The 24,995-nt window shown below is 40.1% G+C and carries 14 protein-coding genes and 9 tRNA genes; 2 read left to right on the top strand and 21 right to left on the bottom strand.

Annotation, left to right across the window (positions count from 1 at the left end; genetic code table 11):
- Window positions 1-42: 42 nt before the first annotated feature.
- The 5 genes from recD to H5115_RS13415 form a co-directional block, all read right to left on the bottom strand.
- The gene (gene recD / locus H5115_RS13435; protein WP_182755738.1) at window positions 43-2,091 is read right to left on the bottom strand and encodes an exodeoxyribonuclease V subunit alpha; all 2,049 of its coding nucleotides are present in this window, start codon (window positions 2,089-2,091) and stop codon (window positions 43-45) included.
- On the bottom strand, window positions 2,088-5,651 hold the full coding sequence (gene recB / locus H5115_RS13430; RefSeq protein ID WP_182755736.1) for an exodeoxyribonuclease V subunit beta: 3,564 nt from the start codon (window positions 5,649-5,651) through the stop codon (window positions 2,088-2,090). Before recB ends, recD begins: the two co-directional genes overlap by 4 nt.
- Window positions 5,638-8,937 (bottom strand): exodeoxyribonuclease V subunit gamma, encoded by a 3,300-nt coding sequence (recC, locus tag H5115_RS13425; RefSeq protein WP_182755734.1) that lies wholly within the window; start codon window positions 8,935-8,937, stop codon window positions 5,638-5,640. The genes recB and recC overlap by 14 nt, the downstream gene beginning before the upstream one ends.
- Window positions 8,938-9,079: 142 nt before the next feature.
- Entirely contained in the window at window positions 9,080-11,449 is a 2,370-nt protein-coding gene (locus H5115_RS13420; protein WP_182755732.1) for a TonB-dependent receptor domain-containing protein, read from the bottom strand.
- A 194-nt stretch (window positions 11,450-11,643) separates the two neighbouring features.
- Window positions 11,644-12,687 (bottom strand): alkene reductase, encoded by a 1,044-nt coding sequence (locus H5115_RS13415; RefSeq protein ID WP_182675388.1) that lies wholly within the window; start codon window positions 12,685-12,687, stop codon window positions 11,644-11,646.
- A 224-nt stretch (window positions 12,688-12,911) separates the two neighbouring features.
- On the opposite strand from H5115_RS13415, the gene H5115_RS13410 reads away from it, so the two are divergent.
- The gene (locus H5115_RS13410; RefSeq protein WP_002962412.1) at window positions 12,912-13,301 is read left to right on the top strand and encodes a DUF2750 domain-containing protein; all 390 of its coding nucleotides are present in this window, start codon (window positions 12,912-12,914) and stop codon (window positions 13,299-13,301) included.
- 66 nt (window positions 13,302-13,367) lie between these two features.
- Here the strand turns inward: H5115_RS13410 and H5115_RS13405 are convergent, their stop codons facing one another.
- Entirely contained in the window at window positions 13,368-14,237 is an 870-nt protein-coding gene (locus tag H5115_RS13405) for an alpha/beta fold hydrolase (RefSeq protein WP_182755730.1), read from the bottom strand.
- Window positions 14,238-14,341: 104 nt separating this feature from the next.
- Window positions 14,342-15,667, bottom strand: a complete 1,326-nt coding sequence (locus H5115_RS13400; protein ID WP_182755729.1) for an OprD family outer membrane porin — start codon at window positions 15,665-15,667, stop codon at window positions 14,342-14,344.
- A gap of 609 nt (window positions 15,668-16,276) precedes the next feature.
- Between H5115_RS13400 and H5115_RS13395 the strand changes: the two genes are divergently transcribed.
- The gene (locus H5115_RS13395) at window positions 16,277-18,955 is read left to right on the top strand and encodes a CHASE domain-containing protein (protein WP_182755727.1); all 2,679 of its coding nucleotides are present in this window, start codon (window positions 16,277-16,279) and stop codon (window positions 18,953-18,955) included.
- A 70-nt stretch (window positions 18,956-19,025) separates the two neighbouring features.
- Here the strand turns inward: H5115_RS13395 and H5115_RS13390 are convergent.
- The 14 genes from H5115_RS13390 to tolA form a co-directional block, all read right to left on the bottom strand.
- Window positions 19,026-19,115: transfer RNA gene (locus H5115_RS13390), tRNA-Ser, on the bottom strand.
- Window positions 19,116-19,291: 176 nt separating this feature from the next.
- Window positions 19,292-20,332: a quinolinate synthase NadA gene (nadA, locus tag H5115_RS13385; RefSeq protein ID WP_002962419.1), complete on the bottom strand. Its 1,041-nt coding sequence runs from the start codon at window positions 20,330-20,332 to the stop codon at window positions 19,292-19,294.
- A 141-nt stretch (window positions 20,333-20,473) separates the two neighbouring features.
- Window positions 20,474-20,549 (bottom strand) — tRNA-Lys (locus H5115_RS13380).
- A gap of 62 nt (window positions 20,550-20,611) precedes the next feature.
- Window positions 20,612-20,687 (bottom strand) — tRNA-Lys (locus tag H5115_RS13375).
- 83 nt (window positions 20,688-20,770) lie between these two features.
- Window positions 20,771-20,846: transfer RNA gene (locus H5115_RS13370), tRNA-Lys, on the bottom strand.
- 24 nt (window positions 20,847-20,870) lie between these two features.
- Window positions 20,871-20,946, bottom strand: a tRNA-Lys gene (locus tag H5115_RS13365).
- Between the two features lie 83 nt (window positions 20,947-21,029).
- Window positions 21,030-21,105 (bottom strand) — tRNA-Lys (locus H5115_RS13360).
- Between the two features lie 85 nt (window positions 21,106-21,190).
- Window positions 21,191-21,266, bottom strand: a tRNA-Lys gene (locus H5115_RS13355).
- A gap of 84 nt (window positions 21,267-21,350) precedes the next feature.
- Window positions 21,351-21,426: transfer RNA gene (locus tag H5115_RS13350), tRNA-Lys, on the bottom strand.
- Window positions 21,427-21,496: 70 nt separating this feature from the next.
- Window positions 21,497-21,572 (bottom strand) — tRNA-Lys (locus H5115_RS13345).
- A gap of 226 nt (window positions 21,573-21,798) precedes the next feature.
- Complete coding sequence (gene ybgF / locus H5115_RS13340; RefSeq protein ID WP_033021320.1) at window positions 21,799-22,548, bottom strand: tol-pal system protein YbgF; 750 nt, start codon at window positions 22,546-22,548, stop codon at window positions 21,799-21,801.
- Window positions 22,549-22,561: 13 nt separating this feature from the next.
- Window positions 22,562-23,104 (bottom strand): peptidoglycan-associated lipoprotein Pal, encoded by a 543-nt coding sequence (gene pal / locus H5115_RS13335; protein WP_002960636.1) that lies wholly within the window; start codon window positions 23,102-23,104, stop codon window positions 22,562-22,564.
- A gap of 34 nt (window positions 23,105-23,138) precedes the next feature.
- Window positions 23,139-24,497, bottom strand: a complete 1,359-nt coding sequence (tolB, locus tag H5115_RS13330) for a Tol-Pal system beta propeller repeat protein TolB (RefSeq protein ID WP_182755725.1) — start codon at window positions 24,495-24,497, stop codon at window positions 23,139-23,141.
- Window positions 24,498-24,506: 9 nt separating this feature from the next.
- Window positions 24,507-24,995: cell envelope integrity protein TolA (tolA, locus tag H5115_RS13325; RefSeq protein ID WP_182715258.1), on the bottom strand; the 489-nt coding region annotated here is incomplete at its 5' end.

Raw genomic sequence — 24,995 nt, 5'->3', positions numbered from 1 at the left:
GCAGTTTGAAGCTAAATTATTAATAAAAAATTCAAATTAAGCTTAAAATTGTAACCTTTCATATAAACCAGATGCTCTTGATACGCTTTTATTCATTGCTAGTTGCAGTACTTTTTTGTCAGCCACCAGCTCAAACTTATTTTTAGCGCGGGTTATTCCCGTATACACTAATTGCCTGTTAATACCCATGCGCGCTTGTTTTAGCGGTGGCAGTACCATAGCGGTGTAACTAAACTCTGAACCTTGTGACTTATGAATAGTCATTACGTATACTTTATCGTGTGCAGGGAGTCGTGCTGGCGAAAATGCTCGTTGATTACCTTGCTCATCAATAAATATGGCTTTGAGCTGATTACTTTCATCGGGCATTAAAATACCAATATCGCCGTTAAATAACTTAAGCTGGTAATCGTTTTGGCTCACCATAATGGGCATACCTGTATAATGATGAGTATTAGGGCTAACTGTTATTAAACCTTGCTGTTGCAATACGCGCTCTATTCGCTGATTTAAGCTATGCACGCCGTAATCGCCCTCTCGTACCGCAGCTAAAAGCTGATAACTAGCAAAAGCAGCATGCACCTGTGCAACATCTGCACCTTGGGCAATTAAGTTAAGGTATTTTGCATAATGACTTGCTGCACTTTTAACAAGCTTTTCAATTGGTTTTGCTACAAAGTCGTAATCTAAAATTACATCGTTAAAACGCCCTTCAATACTTTCTTGCTCAACGTAATTTAAAATACCGGTGTTATTTGTGTTTACCGCAAGTGCGAGTTGGCCAATGCCGCTTTGTGCATCAAATCGATAACTGTGCTGTAAAAAGGCAACGCAATCTGCGAGTTTAAATTCACTCGTACTTTGCGCTACGAGCTTAGGTTCATTATTAAAACATAAGCTATTTAGCTCATCACAGCGTGCTTGCGAGTAGCGTGGCGTTTGCCCAAGTGTTAAACCTTGGCATAAATCGCTCATTACGCTGCCGGTATCTACCGAGGCAAGCTGATCTTTATCACCTAGGAGTATTAATCTCGCATGCGTAGGCAATGCTTCTATTAATTTAGCCATCAGCGATAAATCAACCATACTGGCTTCGTCAATAATCAGCACATCTAAATGCAGCGGATTGCTTTTGTTATGACTGAATTTATTAGTAAACGGTTTTACGCCCAATAAGCGATGAATAGTTTGAGCGCTTTGCGGTATCAGCGTTTTTATATCATCAGGAATCGTTGTGAGCTTATTTTTAGCGCCCAAAATAGACTCACTTAAACGTGCAGCGGCTTTACCAGTCGGTGCCACCAGCTTAATGCTAAGGGGCGCGGTTTTATAAAGTGACTGTAAAATAGCCAGTAACTTAGTCACTGTGGTAGTTTTACCTGTGCCAGGACCACCCGTGATCACGCTAAAGCCTTTGGTGGCAGCAATCGCACACGCCACTTTTTGCCAATCAGTTTCAATTGCAGAATCAGCAGGAAAATAGGTATTTAAAAGTTCTGCCAATATTTCATTATTAATATTGAGCTTTCGCTCGCTCATACTTAGTAATCTATCTGCGAGTGTTTGCTCATAACCGGCAAGGCGCGCAAAATAAAGTCGCTCTTTAAACAGTTGCAGTGGTTTATTTTCGCCCACGCTTTCATGGTTTTGTAAATAACTGAGCGCTGTATGTACATTAAAGTCATCACTAAACGGGCTTAGCGTACTGGGTACATTGCCATCGAGTTTATTAAAGTCGCTTTTGCGCAAGTTAAAAGGATTACTCCAATCAACCTCATTTAAAGTTAGGCAGCTATGCTGACTTTGCTGCGATAAGCACAGCAATAAAATAATATAAAACAGCTCATTGTGAGTTTGCTCAATGTCATTAGCACACAGTAATTCTGCGAGTTTAACATCAACCACACGTAGTCGATTTTGCGCTAATAAATACTCAAGTAACGGGACTTCGATAATCGTATTATTTAACACAATGTCCTCTAATGGGGCATCTTGTGCTACATTTTTTGAAGTAAGAGGCTCTGCGGCTTCATTATTAAGTGTCTCGTCTATATCGTCAAACAAGCCAGGTTGCTCATTTAAATCGCTCATAGCATGGCTCCTTGGCTAAATAAGCCATCTAAAATAATCACTTGCTCTACAGTTAGCTTTTTAAAGTACACGCCTTGCCCTGCGGGCATCCCACGTAAAAACGTGTAATACACGCCGCCTAAATGAGTTTCTACCGAGTAATCAGCTATACGTTGTTTTAATAAACGATGCAGCGCTACCGTGTAGATTAAATACTGTAAATGATACTGATGACTGCTCATCGCTTGCTCAAGCATGTCGCTCTCGTAATCAGCTGGCGTGCTACCTAAATAATTAGACTTATAATCTAAAATATAATATTTGCCTTGGTAGCAAAATATTAAATCGACAAAGCCTTTTAACAAGCCCTTTACGTGCGAAAATTCAAGCTTACTTTGCGTAAAGCCAAAATGTTTCACCAGCGTTTCGTTTAGCTTAGGTGCACTTAAGCTCTCAAGAGGTAAATTAAATTCCATTTCGACTAGGCAGTCATTGGGTGTAAGCACACCCAATGAAAGAAGGCTGTTATCTAGGGGACACGCAAGAACATCAAGCACCCATTTTTCAGCCACTTCTCGCCATTGCTCACCTATGTGGTACTTTTCAAGGCTGCGCTTAACTACCTCAGATAAGTTTTGCTCAGTATTAGTTGGGTGAACTATTGGGCTAGTAAAATCTATTTGTTCAAATATTTCGTGTAAACAGCTACCAGGCTTTGCCCCTTTAGGAAAACTATAAGGTGATGGTAGTTCGTCCTCTTGCACTGCAAACTCGTCTTTTTCGTGATCTTCATCACTTCGCCCTGGGGCTAATTGGTCGCTGTGCTTTTTAAAGCTCAACGCACTAAAGCTGGTTGCTCGCCAGTTACGCTCAATATTTGCCGTTACTTTATTAACACTTAACGTTTGCTGCGCACTTTCACTGTTATTAAAACAAAGTGTTCCCTGCTCTAATAATGTGTGTGAGGTAAACTGCTGATAGCTCATCGCGCTGTTAGCGTCGCAAAACTCACTTAAATGCGTGCGCCATGTTTGGCTACTGGCAAGTTCAAGCCCTGCAAATAAAACATGCCCAAGTGCACTGCTTTGCATAGCCAAGCGGCTACTTTGTCCTTGCCCTATGTTATAAACACCAAGCGCACAAAAATGTACGGCGCGAGTAAGTGCTACATAAAGCAGGCGTAAATCTTCAGCTAGGCGTTCTTGCTCTGCTTTTTGAAGGGCATCTTCGTCTTTACTTAAATCGTAAACTAGCTTGCCATTATTATGATAAAGCGCTTCTTTTGTTTCGCGATAGCCACTGGCAAACGGCATAAATACCAGTGGATATTCAAGCCCTTTTGAGGCATGCATAGTGACAATTTTAACTAAGTTGGCGTCACTTTCTAGGCGTACTTGTACTGTTTCACCGTCTTGTTGGCTTACCTTTTGTGCAAACCATCGCAGTAAACGCAGCGTACCTTCAAGCTCTATTTGTTTTTGCTGAAGTATTTCGCCCAAGTGCCTAAAGTCCGTCAGCCAACGCTCAACGTTATATCCTAACCCTTGCCATTTAGCGCTAAGTTGGTTATGGCTCATTAAGCGCTCAAGCATTGCCATAGCGCCTTGCTTGTTCCAAATGTGGCTAAGTTGTGCAAAAAAGTTTAAGTAGTCTTGCCATTTATTTTCATCATCAGCGAGTGCATGTATTTCGTTATAACTTAAACAAAATAGCGGACCAGCTAAAACACCGCGCAGCAATGACTCATCATATTGTCCATGCAGCGCTGTTAAAAAGTTAAGTAGGTGATGGCTAAGCTCTTGGCTAAAAACGCTCTCGCGCGATAAATACACGCTGGAAATTTTGGCATCATCTAGCGCTTTTTTCATTATTTGCGCTTCAACACGGTCGCGCACTAATATACAAATATCGGCAGCGCTTACAGGGTTACTGCCAATACACGCATCCCCTTGTTTTGCTTTTTCAAGCAAGGTTACTATTTTATTAGCAAAGTAAGTGGCTAAATGCGCTTGCCCTACACCTTTGTTGGTTGGTTTGTTTTTTTCGTCTGCGGCTTCATCCACAAATACATTAAATTCGAATGCGGTCGCGGGTTTGCCATCAATTAAAAAAGAGTCATCCGCTTTTTTGCCTTTAGCAGCTACTGCGTTAAACGGTATGGCGTCGTTATAAATAAAGCTGTTAGCGTGTTTGCCAAATAAACTATTAACGCTATTTACTATATCGGTGCTTGAGCGAAAGTTAGTCCCCAGCGTAAATTGCTGATCAGCCTGTACAGCTTCTTTTGCGCCGATATACGTAAAAATATCTGCGCCCCTAAAGCCATAAATAGCTTGTTTAGGGTCGCCTATCATGGCAAGCGTGGTATTTTGTTGCCCATAAATTTTACTAAAAATACCGTACTGAATCGGATCGGTATCTTGGAATTCATCAATCATGGCAACCGGAAACAACTGCGCAATTTTTTGCGCCAGTACGTCGCCTTGCTCGTTATTAAGCGCACTGTGTAAATTGGTCAGTAAGTCATCTGGGGTGATCACGCTTTGCTCTTGCTTGCGCTTAACTATTGCAGCTTTTACCCAGCGTGCTGCATGTTGTATAACTGCTATTTTGAGCCCTTGGTTTATGGTGTTATTAAGTGCGGCAAGCTCGTCAAACTGACTCAGTAATGGATGCACAAATAATGGCTGATTTTTTTTATAATTAGCTACATCGCTTAAGTTTTCTGTACTCCATACTTCAAACGAATACTTGCTAGTGCCAAATTCAAAAAACAAATCACCCCCTAAACAAAATGCCTCAAGCGCACTAAGGCTGCCTTTTCGTGCTGGCGTTTTAGACCCGCTTAAACCCGAGCCTTTAATAGCACCTATAAACTCTTGCTCTAACACCGCTTTTTTAAATGCAGGCACACGGGTTATGTACTCGTCACGGGCTTTCCATACATCATCTAAATTTATTTGTGGCGTAATGTGCGCATTAGCTTTGTTTAAAATGCTCGCCACTTGAGCGAATAAAGACTCTGGTGCGGCAAATACATCTAAAATAGCATCGGTGCGTTCTTTATTAAGTGGGTATACAAACGCACGCCAAAAATCTTTAATGGTTTCGAGTAATATGTCGCGCTCATCTAAAATAAATTCGAGATTAAACGCCACTCCCGACTCAAACGCATGTTGTTTTAGCATCCGCTGACAAAAGCCATGAATAGTAAAAATAGCGGCTTCGTCCATTGATTTAGCAGCTGCATCGAGCAAATTAAACGCGCGGTGCTTATCATCAATTTTGGCAATTACGCCTTCAATGAGTTCGTCGTTTGGGTCTTGCCCAAGCAATGCGTCGCGCGCAGCAATAATTCGGCTGCGTACGCGGTCTTTAATTTCTTGGGTGGCGGCGTCGGTAAAGGTTACAACCAAAATTTGCTCAACACTGAGCGGCGTACTTAACTCACCTTCTATTTGCATACCTAGTAAGTAACGTAAATACAGCCCCGTAATGGTATAAGTTTTACCAGTACCCGCACTGGCTTCTATTAAACTTTGACCAATGAGCGGCATAGTAAGAGGATTAAGCGCTTGCATGGTCACTCTCCTTTGCGTGTTCAAATAAAGGCGTGAGCAATTTATCACTCCATTTTATAAATTCTTCTTGGCAGTCGTTTAGCGATTGCACCGTTAAGCGAATATACGGGTTTTCGCCCTCGCCTCGCCCTATGTATTGCGGGCTAAATTTGCTCATTGCTTTTGTTATATCGCCGCCGCTTTTAACGTATTCATAACCACTTACCGGAAAAAATGGCACTGGCTCTGCGCGCAGCGCTTTGTATAACTCAAACCAATCAAGTAGCAATGCATCAGCATCTACTTTATTAATTGGCGCAAAGGTAATTTGCTTATCAAGCCCAAGTAACAATGTTTCTACTTGTTGATCCATACTTTGCGCTGCGAGGTGATAAATAAAGCCTTTAATTAAATCTTTCGCTTTAATACTCGCACTGCGGTAAAACACTTGTTTTTGCAAATACACATGATTGAGCCAGCCCTCTATTTTAGTGCCTTCAATAGTAAGTAAAACTTCTATCGGCTCACTTTTCCCGCCTTTAATGTGCTCTTTTACTTGCCCTGCAAGCGCGTCAACTCGGTGCTCCATACTCTCAAATATGAGACTGCCTACATTGGCTTGAGGTAACTCACCTCGCTGCAGTATTTGCTCGGTACTTAGTGGTTGCTCGTTTATATTGGCTTTAAGTATTTCATCAAGGTAAAAGTAACGGCGCAGTGCATCTAGGCTAAAGGGTTCTTCGTCTTTTGCTACTTCATTAAATTGTGGCAGGCGTAAGCCTAGTGTTTGTTGATAAAAGCTCTCTTGTGCGCTGCACACACTTCTAATAAACACATCGAGATCTAGCTGATCTGGCACAGTCACATCAAGCGCAATACCTGGCTCTGGTTTAATTGACTCACTTGGCAGCCAAATTGGATTGTAACTGTGGTTACTCAGCACAGTATTAGCTTGCTCATCGGCTAAATAGTAATGGCTATTAAAGGGCTGTAAATGCTGCTGATTAATTAGACATGCGGGCAGCGTTTTTTCACTCTTTTCGTTTAATACAAAACTACGCCCAATATATTCTAACAACTCACTTACAAGGGTTGATGGCATGCGCGGTTGGTTATCAAAACACGAGCGACCAATGTAACTCATGTATAGGTTGTCGCGGGCACTCAGTAGCGCTTCTAAAAATAAGTAGCGGTCATCTAATTTACGTGATCGGTCACCTTTTTGCTTTTTAGAATAAGGCACTAAGTCAAAACCAATGGGCTGTACGTTACGCGGGTAGTCGGCATCGTTTAAACCCAGCATACATACCACTTTAAATGGCACGGCGCGCATGGGCATAAGCGTACAAAAATTGACTTGCCCGACCAAAAATCGCTGCCCTACGCCTTTTTCTTGAATGCCTTGTTTAACTAAGTAACTAACAATACGCTGCGAAACCGCTTTACTGTAATCGCCGTTGTCGTGGTGTTTTTGTAACTCTTCGAGCACGTTTTGCAGTACTAATAAATCCCAGCTGTCGTCGCTTTCACTTTCGTATATAGCGTTTAATAGCTCGCTTAAAATATGTGCTTTATTAGTGAGCGTGTCATCCGGCGTTAGCAGCTCTTTAAAGCTTTGCAGTACATCAATAAAGTGCACGAGCTTGTTAAGTGTATCAAGCGCCATGCCTTCTACTTCATCAGCGCTGTAAATACCGTTAAACGGGCATTGTTCGTCGCGCATGGCAATACCAAGCAGTAAACGGTTGAGCCCATGTTGCCAGGTATTTAACTCGATAGCGGGTAAATCAAAGCTGCTTTTATGCGCTGCGTTTATACCCCATTTAACGCCTACACGTTCAAGCCAGTATTGAATTTGCTCGTATTCGTGCGCTTCAAGCCCAAATTTTTCGGCTATTTGCGTCACTTGTAATAAATCGAGAATATCCGATACACCAAAGCGCGAAAACGGTAAGTTAGCTAAACTCGCAAATGAACTAAGGACAGGCTTTTCTTGCTCTATGGCTAAATCGGCCAATGCGTAAGGAATGAAGCGGCTGCCTTGTGCCCCGCCAAATACAGCTTCAATATAAGGGCTGTAAGTGCCTACATCGGGCATCATGACAATTATGTCTTTGGGGGTAAGCGCTGGGTTTTGATTAAATAAGTTAAGTAAGTAGTCGTGCAAACGCTCAACTTCTCTGAGCGGTGTATGGCAATCGCTGAGCGTAATGCTGGTGTCGGTTGCGCTGATTGGTAACTTACCTTCGTCGTTTATAAACCACTCTTTGTTATCGGTAAGAGACTCCCCCTTAAACGCAAGCTGATAAATCTCGCTTTGTACTTGCCCTAGTAAGGTGTCGTCAAACACATCAATAAAACCATCAATCCAACGGGCATCTAACTGTACAAGTTGTTCAAAATAGTCGCGGCCTAATTTACCCCACGACGATAACAACGGATTACCAATAAAGTAGTATTCTTCATCTGGATTGGTTTGTTTTTTTTGTTGCGCTTCCACCAGCGGCATTTTGGCGTATTTAGCGCTTATTTTAGCTGCTGTTTTTTCATCTATGATATCGCCCCAGTAGTGCTCACTTGGGTTAAAAAAGAATAATATAACCTCTGTTTTTTTACTCAGTGCTTCAAACACCTCAAGCTGGGAGCTGGCAATCGCCGATATACCAAATAAACTAATGCGTTGTGGCAGTAAGCTATTGTCCATGGTCTCAAGTGCTGCAAGTAATTGCCCTTGCATGTTAGCGCGATGAAATTGGCTTTGCCCAAGTTCTTGGCTTAGCTTTACAATGCGTCGCCATAAATCAGGTTGCCATGGGGCAATGGCTACATCTACGTCATCAAGCTCATCTTTGCCGCTATCCCATGTGGCTATCCAGTGCGGTCGGTACATTAAATATTGGTCGTACACATCGGCTATTTTTTCGCATAGCGCAAAGGTTTTTTGCCCGTCAATATCGCCCTCTAAATAGGTTTTTAGCGGCAAATAAAGCGGTTCATCAATGCAGGTTGGTAAAATTGCAAACAGTTTCCAAGCAAGGTTGGGCTTATTAAATGCCGACTCTTTAGGGACATTTGGCAGTAATTGCTGATACAACTGCCAAATAAAGCTCGACGGCAGCGGAAAATCTACCTGCGCTGCGACACCTAAGTTTTCGCTCAAACCTATTTTTAACCACTGCGACATACCCGGCGATTGCACTAGCACCACTTCTTTGTCGAACGGGCTTTGCAATGGGTTTATTTTTAACAGCTGGTGGAACTGCGCTTGCAGGGCTTCCATCCGGTTTGATTGAATAATATTTAGCATATAACACTGGCCTTGCTTGAGATAAAACCAGTGTAAGATATTTTCAATATTAGGGGTAGTTATTCACTAAAATTGGTTCTAATAAATCAATAAGTTAGTCATTAAACAATCAAAGCCCATCGGTGATGGGCTTTGCTTTAATTTAAAAGTCAGCGGTAAATGTAACTGCAGCGGTGCGAGGCGCACCAATGTAATAAGTAGCGCCGTTACCAGTACCACCTGCTAAGTAACTTTTGTCAGTAACGTTATAAACAACAAACGATACGTCAATGGCTTTAAACGGGCCGGCATCTACGTCAGTTGAATAACCTGCATTAAAATCAAGTACGGTGTAGCCGTCTACTTTATTGCGCGTGCGAGTGTCTTCGTCTTGCCATGCGCCTAAGCGCTCACCGGTGTATTTAGCCGATAAACCAACACGAAAGCCATCGCTAAAGTAATCGGTAGATACCACAAATAAATCCTCTGATGAATCTATTATGCTGTCGCCTTTTCTAAAGCTCGGTGCTACCTCATTCCCACTTCCATCTCTTAATATTACACCCTGTGAATCGTATGCATTTGGATCATCCGACGAATACTCAGAACTGCTATTTGTATACGACGAGTACACGCTCCAGCTTGGTGTTAACATATAGCTTGCTGCAAGCTCAAGCCCATTTGAGTCAATACCCCCTACATTTACGTACGAGCCATTTGTACCAATGGTGTAATCAATGCCGTCTGTGCCACTACCAGGGGCAATAAAGGTAATGCGGTTATCAAACTTAACACTGTAAGCCGTTGCTGTAAGGGTTAATCTGTCGGCTTGGTAACGTACACCAAAGTCGATGTTGTCGGCAGTTTCTGGCTCTATGTTTGTAAGTGTTGAGCTATCTCGCTCAAGTACACCGTCTTTTATTGCGGAAAAATTCTCGCTGTAACTAGCAAATAATTCTGTGCTGTTATTTAGCTGATACAATACGCCACCGCTAAATAACACGTCTGAGTCGCTATCTACTTTATCTGATCTTTCGTTAGCAAAGTGGTCGTACTTTTGTAATTCAACTAAATACTGTTTTGCACCAATATTTAATGTTAAGTCACCAAAATTAATCGAGTCTTGTAGGTACCATTTGAATGTATCAGTATCAAAGGTGTTTTTGTATTGTGTCCAGTAAGGCGTGCTATCAAAGTGATGATAAATACGCGCATCAATTACTTTGTGCCAATCACGCGACTCGTCACGCTCGCTTTGCTCATACCAAAAGCCCGCTTCTATATCGTGATCACCAAATGTAGCTTGGTAATTTGCCGTTACGCCTAAACGATCTTTGTTGTAATGCGTATGGCGGTAAGACATAACCGGCGTTGCTGTTGCATCGTAACACGCAGGATTTAAACCAGGACCCGACTCCCATGGCCAGCTCAAACTTTGCGTACAATCGGCATTGGGTGCAAGCGGGTTGCCTTCACTATCAGCAAAACCATAAGAGCCTGCATTAGTGCCACCCTCGGTTGTTGGGTCACCATTTTCATCAACAGGCGTTGTTAAATAAGGTGGGATCCAATCGCCGCGACCTGAATTTTTATGATAATAAGGGCTAACAGTTAATAATGAAGTTGGTGAAATAGCGTATTCAAATTTTAAATAGCCTAAGGTATTTTCACGAAGCGTTCCCCAACCTTCTGCAAACATTTGGTCAAAGTGCGGTACTCCTGTCCAATTCCATGTTAGCTGATCCCAATCGGGTGTTTGTTCAAACTGCTCAAGGCTTACGCTGTTATAGTTTGTCTCGCTTACATCATCGTAAGATAAACGACCAGTAAGTGTTAAATCGTCAAAATTAGATACAAACTTAAGCTCTGCGTGTTGGTTGTCTTTGCCCCCATTACTGCCTGAACCAATCCAGCGGCTTGTATCGGTTTGCGAGTAACTTACGTACGCTTGGGTGTTATTAAAAACAGTGCCTGTTTCGTGTTTAATATAATAACGCGTGGCATCGTGGCTGCCTGATGTATAAGCAAAGGTAGTGCCTTTTTCAAGGCTTGGGTCTTTACTTACAAAGTTAAATGTCCCGCCTAGTGCTTCAAGTGAAGCCGACTTAATATCAGAGGTACCTTGACCTACTTCTACCGTTGCTAAATTTTCACTCTCCAAGTAACGGTTAGCTTTAGCACCACCGCCGTAATTAGAGCCACCATTGGGAATGCCATCAACGGTCATACCTAATTGTTGTTGGTTTCCATCAATACTAAAACCACGCATAGTGATTGTAGTAGACCAATCGTCGCCACCAAATGCATCACCTTCGTTTATGCTAATACCTGGTAAGTTATCAATAACCGATAATATGCTCGATACCGAACTTTGCTGCTCAAGCATTGCAGGCTCAATAACATTGTTAGCGTAGCTCGTTGGTTTAGCTACAACGGTTACTTCTTCTATGGTGTTGTAGTTAGCATAAGTAGATGTTGATACCGCCATGGCAATAGCCATGCTCAATAGCGATTTGTTTTTTAAAGCGTACATTGTTGTCCCGTTTAGTTTTAATTATGAAATATGAAAACGAGCACAGTATGAATTTTAAATATGACAACGAGGATGAACTTTATTTACATAAAGGTTAAACAAATATGGAAGATTTATGGCGGGAATATGTACAAAAAAAGACACCCAAAGGTTTAACTTTGGGTGCCTTAATCACTAAATATAATATTTAGCTGTTACTTTAATTCAGCTAGCATTTCATCGCTGTATGGTACTAGTTCTTCACCGTTTGCAATTTTGCTAATGTAATCTGGGTTTGCGATAAGTGGGCGACCAATAGCGATTAAATCAAACTTAGCATCGTTAATTGCCTCTTTTGCTGACTCAAAAGTATAGCTGCCAACGCCTACTAATGTACCTTTGTAGCCTGCACGTAAAAATTCAGACGTTGTTTTACCTTCAAGCGAATCAAACGTTGTACTGTCGTCAAAAATACCGCCATGTAAATATGCTAAATCTCTCTTCTCAAGCTCTGGTAATAAGTAATCAAATACCGCTTTATCACGGTTATCTTCGCTCATATTAAAATAAGCACCCGGTGTAACACGTAAAGCAGTACGCTCATTACCTACAGCGGCGATAACTGCATCGGTTACTTCTAGTGCAAAACGCGACATATTTTCAGGCGTTTGACCGTATTCGTCGCTGCGTGTATTTGCAGCGTAATGTAAAAACTGGTCAATCAAATACCCGTTAGCACCGTGAATTTCTACTCCGTCAAAACCCGCTTCAATCGCATTTTCTGCCGCTTTTGCGTAGTCAGCTACAAGGCCCTTAATGTCATCTATAGTCGCTGCTTTTGGTGTGATGTATGTAAGCTCACGCATACGAGGGACAGAGCCTTCAACGCCAATTGCCGATGGTGCCAGTACATCACCATCAAAAAAGTGAGGATGTGCAACACGGCCAACATGCCAAAGCTGTGCGAACATTTTGCCGCCATTAGCGTGCACTGCGTCTGTTACTTTTTTCCAACCTTGAATTTGCTCACTGGTAAATAAACCCGGTGTATTTGGGTAACCTTGCGCATCTGGACGAATAATAGTTGCTTCGCTAATAATTAAACCGGTTTCGGCACGGCGAGCATAATATTCAACCATATCTTGTGTTGGCACTAAGTTATCGTCAGCCATACAACGCGTTAATGGTGCCATAAGTACGCGGTTTTTAAGCTCAATCGTGTTATTTAGTTTAAACGGAGCAAGTAGATCAGTAGTCATTTTTCAATCCTTCATTAAGTATATGCTTACTACAATGTGGCCTTTTTACAAACATTCAAGCTTATTTTGAATGAACGCTCAAATTAGTTGTGACCTATACTGCTCAATATACAAATTAGATCTGCATTGCTGAAATTAAATATCAACTTTTCAACACTCTGTCATATAACTCGATATACTTGTGTGCATATAATTTAGATATAGTAATTAAGAGTGAGCTAATTATGACAACGCCAAATTTAAGCGAAGAACAAGCAGTAATTTTAGGGCTTGGGGCAAAAAAACGCCTAGCCTATATGTTCGAAACCGTACAACAATTTAAACAAGTATGGATTTTAAACGACGATGATGGCTGCGTTATGCTTGCCAACGAAGATGACGACTGCGTACCAGTTTGGCCAACTCGTGAATTTGCAGAAGCATGGGCAACCGGCGAATGGGCTGGCTGCAGCGCTAAAGCAATCCCGCTTGCTGACTGGTTTAGTCGCTGGACACCAGGCCTTGAAGAAGATGACTTACTTATTGCTGCTTTCCCTACAGAGGAAGACGACGGCACGATATTGTTTTCAGACGAGTTTGAAAAACAATTAAAAGCACCAAAGAAAAAATATTAAGGTTCAAAGCCTAAATGCTCAGAGTTATTAATTTATAAACGCGGCACTTAATTTAGTGCCGCGTTTTTATTGGCAATTTCTAAAATCCAAATAAGCCTGCGTAATAGCATCTGGACTTTCTACTTGCGGATAATGCCCAAGCTCTACAAACTCTTGTACGCGCGCATTGGGGGTAAGCTTTTTATAATGCTCAATCATGTGCTTACCAGAGATGGGATCTTCTGCGCCTGCTATAAACGTAAGTGGTATATTGCTATTTATGATGGCACCAACCCAGCGTTCTCGGTTTTGCTGCCTCTGCTTTATATAACTAATGAGTTTAGGCATAACGGCTAAACCATCTTTATAAATTAGCAACTCCCAAAGTGTGTCTACCACTTGTTTTGAAGGCGGTGTACTTTTACTAAAAATAGTCACTAAATTATTGGCAAATTTTTGTTTATTCATTAATTTTGGCACTATCCAACCTAGCTTTGAAAGTAAAAGCTTTTGTATAAATAATGGTTTATGCACCTCAGGAAATAACCCACCATTTAAAAAACACACGCTGTTTATTTTAAAGTCACTTTGGCTAACCACTTGCCTTGCTAATAACTCTTGAGCCACAGTATCGCCATAGTCATGAGCTAAAATATGTACATCATTAATATTTAACGTTTTTAAAAATTGGGTATATAAGTCGGATTGTTCGGTAATTTTATAAGTAGCGTTTATTGGTTTATCTGACAAACCAAAACCTAGCATATCGAGTGTAATTACAAAATAATGTTCACTAAGGGTTTGCCACATACCTTCCCAATCCCAACTAGCACTTGGAAAGCCATGTATTAAAAGCAGCGCAGGCTTAGTTATATCACCAGCTGTTTTAGTAAAAATTTGATGGCCAGAAATATGAGTGAATTGACCCTGTGATTGCCACTGTTGAAGAGAAAACATATATTAGCTTTATTTTTATTATCTATTTGTTAGTTTTATCATAGTGGTAATTAATAAAGGAAATAAAACCAATGTATAAATTTGCATTGGCTTATTAAACGTTTTTAAAATTTAATAGTGTAATCTACATAAACTCGATGGTCGGCTCTGTCGCCTTTAACACCATCAACACTGCCTGATTTTTCGGTTGTATAATCTACAAATAACCAACGTAAGCTTAAGCCTTTTATTTTCTCAACTTTATAGCGAGTATCTACAGCCCAATATTTTTCGTCGGCTGTACCAGCTAACTTACCCAATGCAGAGTTTTCAGCATCGCTGCCGTCTGTGTAGTAAAATTTAGTTGTTAAACCTGGCGATACTGCTTTTAAATCAATGCCAAAACGTGCCTGCCACGTTGCCTCGTTTTGATTTGTTAAATCGGCACCAATCAATGAGCGAGTTGGAAATGGGTTTGTACCATGATCGCCACTAAAGTTATCTTCAATCCAAGCATCACTTACTTTAGTAAATGCCGCACCTACACTCCAAATATCTTTTTTCCAATCAGCATCTAAGTAATAGGCAAATCCATCGTTTTCACTTTTAGTTAAACCTGTTAATGCACCAGGTGCATCTTCATCATCTAAATCGCCGCCCTCTGCGCCTGTTACAAATAAATCACCATCATCTTGTGAGGTAAATATGCCAGTTGAAAGGGTTAACTTACTTTGCTCAAGTTTAATGTCGTAACTGATTTTTAATCCCATTTTACTTAGATAACTGTGGGAATTTAAATATTCAGCCTCTAATGTTATGTCGTCTTTTTTATGCGTAGCACCTACGCCCCAAATTACGCTAATGGCGCCAGGTGCCGATTGGTCGGTAGAAAAATCTTCCCATCTATCATCATGTCGACGGCTCCATTTATCGTATACGTAACCATATAATTTAGTGTTGCCAATTTTGTAATCGCCAAAAACGCCTCTAAAAGTATTAGGAATAGCACGGCTGCCTGAGCTTTTTAAAAGCATACTTTTGGTTTTTTGCCCACCTACTTTAACGTGACCGTTTTTGCCCAATTTAAAATCTAAAAAATATTGACCAAATTTAGAAAAGCTATCGTCTACTCCACCACTCTCATTACCTGCTGGTAAAATATTACCTGCGGCTGAACCTGTAGAGTTAATATTCATTACGGTGTAAGTCGATACACCCACACTCAATAAATCGTTTATATAACCCGATGTGTAATTGAGCTCTATACCTTGAGCAAAAGTTGAATCGTCACTTGCGTCGTTATCGTAGTCACGGTCGAAATAAATTGATCTAAGTTTTATATTAAATTCATCTTGTTCTGTCAGCCCATTAACAGCAGCATACGTAGGGATAGAAATACATGTTAATACTGCGCCTGTTGCCGCAAGTAATTTAGATACTCGGTGAGCCATAGTTATCTCCGTTACCTTGTTTTTGAAGTTTTTACCGTGCAGCACATAGGGATGTGTATGCTTTTTGACCTACACGGCAAACATGTCATAAGGGAATTACATTTCTTTCATGCTAATAAATATAGAACAATATAAATTTATAATGTTTTAATTTTTATATTATAAAATAGTAAGAGTTTGTTTTATTACGGATGAATTGTAAAAACTGGTAAAGATCACCTCTTGCTCACTCGTATCTAAGTCGCTAATTTTATTTAAAAAAGTATCACAATATCAATTGAATTTTACTTGATTTAAACTTACCTAAGTAAAGTTATGAGCAGCTGATTTCTTCTAAAAATCAATAAGCACAAAAACCAGCACCTTTTGCTACTACTTTTGTTGGTATCTATAAAGTGATGCAAAATTTATAAATTATTATATTTATATGCACTTTAATTTTATCTTGAGGCTTAAAATCAACTTTTTAGACTTCCCCTACTCTAAACCTCTATAAAATATATACATTCCAATTAATAACAAAGTTGTGTCTTGAATAATAGGTGCTATATTTATCACGTTATTAAAATAGAAACACACTTACTGCGACTCATGAAAAAGGATTAATTAATGATTCAAGCACGACCGGTTAATAAAGGGTTATTAATCTCACTGCTTCCTCATGTCATTTTATTAGTTGCGGGCATTATACTTACCTACTTTGCTCATATTAAACACCAAGAAGCCATAAAAAATAAAATAAACAATGCGCTTGATAACCGCCTATCATCGCTTTCTACAGGTATTAACAGTAGGCTCGATTTGTATCAATATGGGCTATTTGGTTTAAAGGGCTTTGTACATGGGATAGGTGCAAATAACTTAAACTATCAAGCCATAACTAACTACTCTGGGAGCCGTAACTACGCTAAAGAATTTCCTGGAGCTAATGGTATTGGCTATATAAAAAAAGTTGGCGTTGAGCAATTAAATAAATTTTTGAATGATGCAAAAAACGATAGACCCGATCAGACATTTAATTTGAATACACTCGTAGCGACTAGTGATGAGCATTTTATAATTCAATATATTTTTCCTGAGCAAAAAAACTTACAAGCAATTGGATTAGATATTGGATCTGAGAGCATGCGCAAACAGGCAGCACTAAATGCTGCCATAAATAATACAACCCAATTAACGGCGCCACTGACTTTAGTACAAGCGAATAAACTCTCGCAACAAGGCTTTTTAATATTAATGCCAATATATAAAACCATTACTATTTCTGATAATAAAAAACAGCGCCTTAATGATCTTTTAGGTTGGGCATATTCGCCGTTGTTAATTGATAAAATTTTAGACTCACTTTCACACCTTGATGAAAATCAACTAACGATAAGTGATATCAATAACAATACTGAGACTGATTTTTTTAGTTATGGCATAAAAAGCAAAACTAACGATTATCAATTAACTAAAATTATAAAATTAATGGGTAGAACGTGGAAAATTACCATTGATGCCTCAGACGCCTTTATTTATAACCTTCATCTTCCTAGTCGGTATCAAGCCATTGTTAATGGCTCTTTCGCCACTATTGGCTGTATGTTTGTAGTTTTTTTAATGCAATTGTTTATTTTTAGAAGAAACCAAAGAATTAAGAGAAAAACACTTCAGGCTAAAAAAAATAAACTCGCATTACAGCAAACAAATTTAAAATTAGAAAAAGAAGTAAAATTACGCACTAAAGAAATTGCCGATATAAATATGCTCCAACAAAGTATTTTAAACAGTGCGAGTTATTCAATTATTGCGACCGACACAAACGGCTTAATTACCCTATTTAATCCCGCTTCTGAAAAGTTATTAGGCTACAAAGCACAAGATGTTATTGGCATTAAAAACCCAAGCATATTTCACTTAAAAGAAGAAATTATAACAAAGGCTAAACTACTAAGTGCTGAATTGAATAAACCTGTCATCCCTGGTTTTGAAGTATTTATCTTAAAAGCAACAGCAACAGAGCCTGATATTAATCAATGGACATACATTTCTTCTACAGGCGAGCAAATACAAGTTAATTTAAGTGTCACCTCATTATTAAATAACGAAGGAGACACCGTTGGCTACCTCGGTATTGCTTACGATTTAACAGAACAAATTGACCACGAGCAAGCCCTTGGTCACTCAAAAGAACTTGCTGAGCAAGCATCGCAGGCTAAGTCTGAATTTTTAGCAAATATGAGCCACGAAATACGAACCCCGATGAACGGTATACTTGGCACATTACAACTATTACAAGAACAGCCGCTTAATGAAAAATCAAAAGAATATTTAAAAAAATCACTGTATTCAACTCGAGCACTCACCACCATTATTAACGATATTCTTGATTTTTCTAAAATAGAGGCCGGCAAGCTTTCATTAGAGCATAAGCCTTTTGATTTTTTTGAACTTATTCATCACTTAGAGTCAGACTTAGGTGTGCAAGCAACAGATAAAAACATTTACCTTAAATTTGTGATTGATATTGAGCACAAGCATTGGGTGGGCGACCCAGTTAGACTCAGACAGGTATTTTTAAACTTAATATCTAACGCGATTAAGTTTACATCTCAAGGTGGCGTTACAGTAACCTTTAGGCTAACCGACGAAAAAAAAATATGTTGTTGTATATCAGACACGGGGATTGGAATTTCTGAGCAAGCAATTGATCGATTGTTTGAGCGCTTTGAACAAGCTGAGCAATCAACCACGCGTGAATATGGTGGTACGGGCCTCGGCTTACCCATCACTAAATCATTGATAGGCCTGATGAATGGCGAAATTAAAGTAACAAGCCAGTTAGGTTCAGGGAGTCAGTTTTATGTGTACTTACCATTAAAACAAGCGCAGGTGGATGACAGCACATTAACAACCAAAAATATTGAGTTTCCTGACCTATCTGGAAAAATTATTTTATTAGCTGAAGATAATAAAATAAATCAGCTCGTTGCAGCTGCGATGCTTGAACCAACTAAAGCCACCATTATTATTGCCAACAATGGTTTAGAAGCGATTTCATTATACGAGTTACACAAACCAGACATTATTTTTATGGACATTCAAATGCCAAAAATGGATGGTCTTCAGGCATGTAAAAAAATTAAGGCGCTTAATAGCGAACAAATTGTTATTGCATTAACTGCTAATGTTTTTACAGAACAAAAAGAAATATACAGGCAGTTATTTGATGGTTACGTTTCAAAACCAATCGAAAAACATGAACTTGTCGGCATGTTATCGACACTTAGCTTAGTAAGTAATTAGTCATTCTGAAGGCATTAAAAAACCCAGTTATTGTTACCTTTCGATATTAATAACTGGGCTCTAAGAATAATGGTGGAGGAAGAGGGATTCGAACCCTCGTTAGGGATAAACCTAAACACACTTTCCAGGCGTGCGCCTTCAGCCACTCAGCCATCCCTCCACGGTGCTGCAATTGTGTAATGCAACAGCGCGCTATAGTATGAAATAGACCCTTAAGGTGCAAGGCATTTTTAAATTTGGGCCTTTAAATGCTTACTAATCAAGCAACACATACCTATAGGCACAAAAAAACGGCTAAATCTAAGACTTAACCGTTTTTAATTTATACCTTAGAAGTTACTTAGCCATGCTCGCAGTAAACTCAAGCATGCGATTTAAGGATTTAAGTGCGCCTTCGCGTAAATCCATATCAACGAATACTTCTTTACCTTTAGGGCTTATGAGGGCTTCCTCAATCGCTTTTAAGCCATTCATTGCCATCCAAGGGCAATGTGCGCAACTTTTACATGAAGCGCCCTCACCTGCCGTAGGAGCCGCAAAAAACTCTTTATCTGGACATAGTTGCTGCATTTTATAAAAGATGCCGCGATCAGTTGCTACAATAAACTTTTTATTGTCCATTGTTTGCGCTGCTTTGATTAATTGGCTCGTAGATCCAACCGAATCGGCAAGAGCAACTATTTCTGCTGGTGACTCAGGATGAACTAATACGCCTGCATCTGGGTGCAGCGCTTTCATGTCTTTAAGTGCTTTTGTTTTAAACTCGTCATGTACAATACATGCGCCATTCCACATAAGCATATCAGCACCGGTATTTTTTTGAATATAACTACCAAGGTGCTTATCTGGGCCCCAAATGATTTTTTCGCCTTGCTCATCGAGGTGCTCTACTATTTCAAGTGCACATGATGAAGTTACAATCCAATCTGCACGTGCTTTAACAGCCGTAGAGGTGTTTGCATATACAACTACTTTACGATCTGGGTGCTGATCGCAAAACGCAGAGAACTCGTCTATCGGGCAACCAATATCTAACGAACATGTTGCTTCAAGCGTTGGCATAACAACCGTTTTATTTGGCGTTAAAATTTTGGCTGTTTCGCCCATAAATTTTACGCCCGCAACAATAATCATATCTGCATCGTGACGTGCGCCAAAACGCGCCATTTCTAGCGAGTCGGCAACACAGCCGCCGGTCTCTTCAGCAAGTGCTTGAATTTCAGGATCGGTATAATAATGGGCAACAAGTACTGCATTTTTATCTTTTAGTAATTGTTTTATACGCGCTTTATATTCGCCTTGCTCGTCTTGTGTTAACGGTGCTGGCTTAGGGGGAAAAATATAACCTTCAGGCATAATAGTTTGAGCTAGACTCATGTTCTCGACCACTTATCTACAGTGCATTAATTAGGGCGAATTATACGAGAATATGAAAGCAAATAACAGCAAACTAGTAAGGCTGTTTATAAAAAATAAAGTGGGAAATTAAAAAAGAATATAAAGGAAAGTATTAGAGAGTGGTGGGTCATGATGGATTTGAACCATCGACCAATTGATTAAAAGTCAACTGCTCTACCAACTGAGCTAATGACCCGCTCTAATATAAATCTGCTTTGTAAAAAGCTGCGTAAATCCGCCGATTAAACTGTCATAGAATGGTGGGTTATGATGGATTTGAACCATCGACCAATTGATTAAAAGTCAACTGCTCTACCAACTGAGCTAATAACCCAATCTATGCGCTTATTCAATTATGAATGAAGCTTACGTATATCCGCCGACTGATGCCAAACACTATTCATAAGGAATAAAGAATGGTGGGTCATGATGGATTTGAACCATCGACCAATTGATTAAAAGTCAACTGCTCTACCAACTGAGCTAATGACCCGCTCTTATATAACTTTTCATAGAATGGTGGGTTATGATGGATTTGAACCATCGACCAATTGATTAAAAGTCAACTGCTCTACCAACTGAGCTAATAACCCGTTCTATGCACTTATTCAATTATGAATGAAGCTTACGTAAATCCGCCGATTGATGCCAAACCGTATTCACAAGGAATAAAGAATGGTGGGTCATGATGGATTTGAACCATCGACCAATTGATTAAAAGTCAACTGCTCTACCAACTGAGCTAATGACCCGCTCTATTGTTACGTTTAAATGCAACTTACTACTTTGCGTAAATCCGCCGATTGGAACCAATCATTATTCACAAGGAATAAAGAATGGTGGGTTATGATGGATTTGAACCATCGACCAATTGATTAAAAGTCAACTGCTCTACCAACTGAGCTAATAACCCATTCCAGATGCTAACTTATTACTAAGTTAAAGCTTACGTAAATCCGCCGATTGATGCCAAACCGTATTCACGAGGAATAAAGAATGGTGGGTCATGATGGATTTGAACCATCGACCAATTGATTAAAAGTCAACTGCTCTACCAACTGAGCTAATGACCCGCTCTGACGTTGCGTTTTATAACAACTTAGTATTGTACGTAAATCCGCCGATAAAAGACCATTCAAAGAATGGTGGGTTATGATGGATTTGAACCATCGACCAATTGATTAAAAGTCAACTGCTCTACCAACTGAGCTAATAACCCGCTCTTTTTGTCGCATTTCGAGTGGGGTAACCATTCGTTTGCTGCGGGCGCTTATAATACTTATTTATAAAATGAGTGCAACCGAAATTGTCTCTTTTTTTAAGTTTTTATGTCTAGATGCACAAAATTAAACCGTTTGTGCTCAAACTACATGCAAATCCAAGATTCTTCGAGAGTTTCCATGTAGTTTGCTCGCCTTAACTAGAAATTTAATCGCTGGTGAACTTTAGTTTCCCAAACGATCAGTTGCTAGTTTTGCAGCGGTAGTACTTGGATATTGATTGATAAGATCGCTCAATATTTTTTGTGCTTGCGCCGCTGAACCTTGATCTTGTAAAAGTGTGCCTAACTTTAGCATTGCATCGGGGCGTTTATTAGAATTTGGAAATTCGTTAACAACCACTTTAAAATGCTCTACCGCTTTTACGCCATCATTTTTAATAGTAAGCAACTGCCCTAACCAATAATGCGCGTTAGACGCATATACAGAGTTTGGATAGGTAGTTAAAAACGTTTGAAATTCAGGAATCGCTTGATCATAACGTTTATCTTTCATTATTAATGCAACAGCACGCTCGTACGCTTCATTTTCAGATAAGTCACTGCTGTAGCTCTGTGCATCGTTTGGCTGCGCCTGATCGACTACTGGAGCTGCTGTTGGCTGTGTATAAGCCTGGCTCACGCGGTTTTCAATCTCTTGATACAACTCACGCTGACGCTGCAGTACTTTTTCAAGTTTGTAGCTTTGCTCTTCAGTTACACCGCGAATTTGACTTACTTCGTCTTGTAACAAGTTAAGTTGTTGCTGTAACTCTACTTGTAAAAAGTTACGCGACTGCATCATATTCTCAAGCGACGCTAATCGCTTCTCAATACTTGATTGTGAACTTGCAGCTTCTGAAACAGGAGCGGGAGCAGCCATTAACTGGGTGCTCCCGCTCAATATCATGGCTGCCAAAATAATTTTCGGCTTCATAATATCTCTTATCTTAGTAAACTAGTACCGCACGGCGGTTTTTAGCGAAAGCTGATTCAGTGCGAGATTTAACCATTGGCTTCTCTTCACCGTAGCTTACCACTGACATTTGGCTAGCTGAAACACCTAAGCTTAATAGGTATTTTTCAACTGCTTGGCCACGGTGCTCACCTAGTGCAATGTTGTACTCTGGAGTACCGCGCTCATCTGCGTGGCCTTCAATTAGTACTTTAACTGATGGGTTTTGAACTAAAAACTCAGCATGTGCACGAAGTAAATCTGCGTACTTACCTTCAACAGTTGCTTTATCAAAGTCAAAGTAAATTACTTGCTCTTGACGAAGTGCTTCGTACTTTTGACGAAGTTGCTCTTCTGCTTGTTGCTCAGGAGAGATTGTAGCTACTTCAACTGTATCAGTGTTAGTTGATTGCTCAACAACGCCTTGATTTGATTGGTTTGCAGCACCTTCATCAATATCAGAAGATGAGCTACAAGCTGCTAATGTCATTACTGGCACAGCAATTAGCAGGCCTTTAAGTATTTTGTTAAGTTGCATTGAGTAGATTCCTATTTTGAGTAAACCAGTAATATTACTGTAAGTACGGCGACCAAGCTGGTGCCTTTACTTGTCCGTCTAGCACAGGTAACCGTGCTTTAAAGCGGCCGTCCATCGATACTAGCGCAAGTACCTGTTTATTATTATGGAGCGTGCTGTATATAATCATCGAACCATTTGGCGCTATGCTCGGTGATTCATCTAGGCGTGTTCTCGTTAATACTTGAAACGCACCTGTAGCCAGCTCTTTCTTAGCAAGATGGTACTGCCCGTTGGTACGGTTAACCATCACTAATTCTTTTCCATCTGGTGTTATAGAACCAGCAAGGTTCATATCACCATCAAAGGTGAGTCGTTGTGACCTACCTGTTTTTAAATTTAACTTATAAATCTGAGCATTACCACCCCTTTCAGATGTAAACACAATATCTTGGCCATTAGGGTACCAAGATGGCTCAGTATCTATGCTACGATGATTTGTTAAGCGTGTTTCTTTACGTGTAGCAAGGTCAAGCATGTAAACTTCTGTCGCACCCGTCTTATCCTTAGAAAGCACTAATAATAGCTTTTTGCCATCTGGCGAAAACTGCGGTGCACCATTAATACCACGGTAGCTTGCTATTATTTCACGCTTACCTGTGTATATATCTTGAATGTAAATTTGGCTTTGACGGTTTTCAAACGTTACATACGCTAGTTTAGTACCATTTGGTGACCATGCTGGCGACATTAATGGTTCTTTTGAACGAAGTAATACCTGTTCGTTAAAACCATCGTAATCAGCAACGACTAGCTGATAAGGTTTAGGCTCGTTATCACGTACTATTACATATGCAATTTTAGTTAAAAACGCGCCCTTTTCACCCGTTAGCTTTTCATAAATAACATCACTAATGCGGTGTGAATAACGACGAAAACCACTCTCGCCAATAACACTTTCACGCGCTTCTAAAATATGATCTTGGCTTTTAACTAACTTACCGTTACTCATCATTTGCGTATTGCCACCGGTAATTTGGCCGCGAATCACATCAACTAACTCATAACGAACTAAATAACGCCCATCAGTTTGTTGCTCAACCTCACCAACAAGAACAGCTTCAACACCTTTATTAACCCAAGACGCATAATCAATTTCGCCATCTTTACTTGGCTGTTGCGGCATTTGCGCCACATCAACAGGTTTAAACTTACCACTGCGCATTAAATCGGCAGCAATAACACCACTTAGCTTTTCAGGAATTGGACCAACACCTTGGTATTTAAAAGGTACAATGGCAATAGGCCTTGCACCGTCTACACCTTCTGTTATTACAATTTCAAGCGCTGCATTAGCAACACCCGTAATCCCAAACAGTAAAACTAAACAGGCTATTTTTATTTTGTTGAACATATCATTCCTTTAAAATTCTGGCTTGATTGTTAAATTAATATTCTTAAGTTTTTCGAATACGTCTTTATCTTTAGATACCGGTAATGTGTCAGCCATTCGCACTGCTCTTAATGCAGCTTCACATACTAACTTGTCTCCACCTAATGATTTAACTTGCGTTACTAAACCATTAAAGCCCAAACGAATATTAACTCGGCACTGTTGGTTTTTCATTTTTTCATCAATCAGTAAGTTTTGCTGAATACGCGCCATAATTAATGCACGGTACTTATCAACTTCGCTCACCACTTGTTGCTGACGTATTTTACTACGGGCAGCCTGCTCTTTGGCAAGTTGCTCTTGTAACATTTGCTCTTGCATTGCTTGCTGGCGTTTACGTTCGGCCTCAGCAGCACGCTCTTTTGCTTCCTCTTCACGCTTTTTGCGCTCAGCTTCTGCTTTTTTAAGCGCTTCTTCTTCAGCTTTGCGTTTGTCAGCTGCTGCTTTTGCTGCGTTTTC

Source organism: Pseudoalteromonas sp. SR44-2, assembly GCF_014163745.1.
Classification (GTDB): Bacteria; Pseudomonadota; Gammaproteobacteria; order Enterobacterales; family Alteromonadaceae; genus Pseudoalteromonas; species Pseudoalteromonas distincta.
Note: the sequence above shows the minus strand (reverse complement) of the source record. Positions and strands in the feature narration are given on the sequence as shown.